Genomic DNA, 3,147 nt, shown 5'->3' on the forward strand with positions numbered 1-3,147 from the left:
GATCTGACTCGTCTCGCTTGGGCGGACGAGCAGCTTGCTGCGAAGGTTGAACACTTCGATGCCGCCGAGGTGGCCGCCGCGGACGAGGTCTTGGACATAGTCCTCGGTCTTCCGCCACACGCCCGAGAAATCGGCCGCGACATTATCGCTAAGTCCGCCCGTGACGTAAGTCCGCAGATCGTAGTCGTTCGCCTTGTTGCGCAGGCGCCCGATCTTGCCGCTGACATGGCCGCGCACGTCGAAGTCGGGGTCCGGCGTAATGACGTTGATTAGACCGCCGGTTGCGTTCCGCCCGAATACCGTGCCCTGCGGCCCGCGTAGCACCTCCACCCGCTCGACCTCGGCGAGGTCGATGAACGTCGAGAAGGGATCGGGCTGATAGACGCCGTCGATATAGGTCGCCACGTTCGCCTCGTCGGCAGCAGAAACGCTCGACGAGCCAACGCCACGGATAACCGGCAGGAAAAGGCCGACGTTCTTGCCACCGAAGAAGCCGGGAACAACCTGCGTCAGATTGCGAATATCCGTTAGACCGGCCGCCTCCATCGTCGAGGCCGTGAGTGCAGTCACCGTCACCGGAATGTCCTGCAGACGCTCCGCGCGACGCGTCGCCGTCACGACGATTTCCTCGAGGCCACCCTGTTCGGTCGCCTCGGTGTCGCCAGCGGCGACTGCCGTCGTCGCGGTGGTCTGCGACGCTTCCGCCGCGGCGCCTTCAACCGACTGAGCGTAGGCAAGCGTCGACGTACAGCTCGCCAGAAGGCAAGCGACCAGGCGTGTCGTTTTCATCTATCCGTCCCCTTGAGAATATCCCTGCCTTGGGAGCAGGTTATTGATTAAGTTGATTTAATTCTGCGCGATCGAACTAGAGGATGCCGTTCACGTACGGCTTGTGAGCAACATGCTTTTCCATGAGGATCTCGGCGCGGGTGGCGTCGCGCGCCTGAATGGCGCGGGCCACTTCTGCGCGCTCCATGTTGAGAAGGTGCGCTGAAGTCGGCACGAGGCGCGCCGAGCCTTGCCAGAGATAGAAGATGGCCAAGCGGCGCATTGTGGCGACGCGACCGGCGAGGGCGGGCGAGCGCGCCATCGCCCAAAGCTGGTTGTGATAATCAAACAGCATGTTGATGTAGCCTTGGCGGTGTGCCGTGGTCACCAACTCGCCGGGATCATTCGCTTCCGAGATCGCCACCAGCGTCTCCGCCTCCTCGGCGAGCTCATAGCGACGCGCAGCGAATGACGCCGCCGCACCCTCGATCTTGCCGAGGGCAACGAAGAAATCGCCGATCTCGACGGGCGACGGCGACACGACGCGGCAGCCAACCTGAGGGATGACCTCTACGTAGCCAGAGCTCCGAAGGTGAGCGATCGCGGCAAAGACAGGCTGTCGGCTCGCATCGAACTGTCGCGCCAGTTGAGTCGCGGAAAGCGGCTCCCCGAAATGATATTCACCGAGCATCAGCCGGCGCTCCATCTCGGCGGCAATTTTGCCAGCCTTTCCTGAAGGATCGGCATTGTTAGACGCCGGCGCGGGCGGAACGACCTCCAAGTGCGAGGTCTTCGCATTCCCAGCAGTTTCGCTTCCGGACATGCCTCTCCCCTACTTGCTATCGCGATTTCCGTCATGCTAACATGACAGTTGTGAAGGTCAACGATGATTTGACCGTGACCGCCTGGGGAAGGATATGGCCGGCCGTGATTAGTGCAGCGGAGCTTCATGCGCTCATTGACGAGCGCGAGGACGAGGGCCTCTATCGGATCAACCGCCGAATGTTTACCGACCCGGCGATCTTCGATTTGGAGATGGAACACATCTTCGCGGGCAACTGGGTCTATCTCGCGCACGAGAGCCAGCTTCCAAACGCCAACGATTTTCTAACGGCGCATATTGGCCGTCAGCCGGTCATCCTGACACGTCAGCCGGACGGCAGCCTGAGCGCGATGCTCAATGCGTGCCAGCATCGAGGCGCTGTCCTTGAGCTCAAGACACGCGGCAACAAGAAGCTGTTCGTCTGCCCCTTCCACGGCTGGAGCTATCGCAACAACGGCCGGCTGGTCAGCTGCGGTGATGTGGAAGCCGCGGGCTACAGCGCCGGCTTCGATAAGGGCACTCTTGCCCTGAAGGCAGTGCCTCGCGTCGAAAGCTACCGCGGATTTGTATTCGCGTGCATGAATGCAGATGTCGGAAGTCTGTCAGACTATCTGGGCGAGGCAAAGACGTTCATCGGCCTGATCGTTGATCAGGATGTGCATGCCGAGCTTCAGGTCATCCCGGGGCCCCAGACCTACACGTTCGACGGCAACTGGAAGCTGCAAGCCGAGAACGGCGTCGACGGCTACCATGTCAACATGATCCACGGGAACTACGTCCTCACGACGAAGAACCGCGAGCGGATCGCCGGCGCCAACGACGTGGTGAAGCCACTCGATGTCGGCAACTTCCAGAAGCTGCCCGGCGGCTATTACGCCTTTGAGAACGGACATGCCGTTCTCTGGAACGAGCTGCCCAACCCCGAAGTGCGCCCGAGCTTTCCGCTGCGCGACTTCTATGTTGAGAAGTTTGGCGAGGAACGCGCTTACTGGATGACCAACACTTGGCGGAACCTGTTCATCTTCCCGAACCTGTTCTTGATGGATCAGATGAGCAGCCAGATCCGCACGTTCCGGCCGCTCGGCCTCGAGAAAACCGAGGTGAAAGCGCTCGCATTTGCGCCGAAGCATGAGGCGCCAGAACTCTTGCCCAAGCGCATCCGCCAGTATGAGGATTTCTTCAACGCCTCGGGCCTTGCCACCCCGGACGATCTGGCAGCGTTCAATGCGACACAGGCCGGTTTTGCGGCGCTCGACGCGGAATGGAGCGATGTCTCGAGGGGTGCTCGCAATCTGATCAGCGGCCCCGACGACCGCGCGAAGCGGCTCGGATTCAAGCCTCAGTTCTGCGGCACGCAACTGCAGGATGAGGGCCTTTTCCTCAATCAGCATCGCCAATGGCTGAAGATTCTCACCGAGGGCCTTCAGAAGAATGACGCCATCGTTCGGGAGGCCGCAGAGTGAGCGGGGATTTGCTGCGCGAAGCTCGCGATCTCGTTCTACTTGAAGGCTGGCTGCTCGACACTGCCGCTTGGGACGAATGGCTCGACCTCTACC

At 61.0% G+C, this 3,147-nt stretch carries 3 protein-coding genes; 1 reads left to right on the forward strand and 2 read right to left on the reverse strand.

The features are described 5' to 3' along the window. Together KAY22_RS27000 and KAY22_RS27005 are read right to left on the reverse strand one after the other, a co-directional pair. A partial coding sequence (locus KAY22_RS27000; protein WP_296626140.1) for a TonB-dependent receptor plug domain-containing protein occupies positions 1-789 on the reverse strand: 789 nt, incomplete at its 3' end. Between the two features lie 76 nt (positions 790-865). Continuing rightward, a complete protein-coding gene (locus tag KAY22_RS27005) occupies positions 866-1,591 on the reverse strand; it encodes a GntR family transcriptional regulator (RefSeq protein WP_296626141.1) in 726 nt (241 codons plus the stop codon). Between the two features lie 50 nt (positions 1,592-1,641). Between KAY22_RS27005 and KAY22_RS27010 the strand changes: the two genes are divergently transcribed. Further along, positions 1,642-3,054, forward strand: a complete 1,413-nt coding sequence (locus KAY22_RS27010) for a Rieske 2Fe-2S domain-containing protein (protein WP_296626142.1) — start codon at positions 1,642-1,644, stop codon at positions 3,052-3,054. The last annotated feature ends 93 nt before the right edge of the window (positions 3,055-3,147 follow it).

Origin of the sequence: Rhizorhabdus sp. (assembly GCF_018006725.1) — a bacterium.
Lineage (GTDB): Bacteria > Pseudomonadota > Alphaproteobacteria > Sphingomonadales > Sphingomonadaceae > Rhizorhabdus.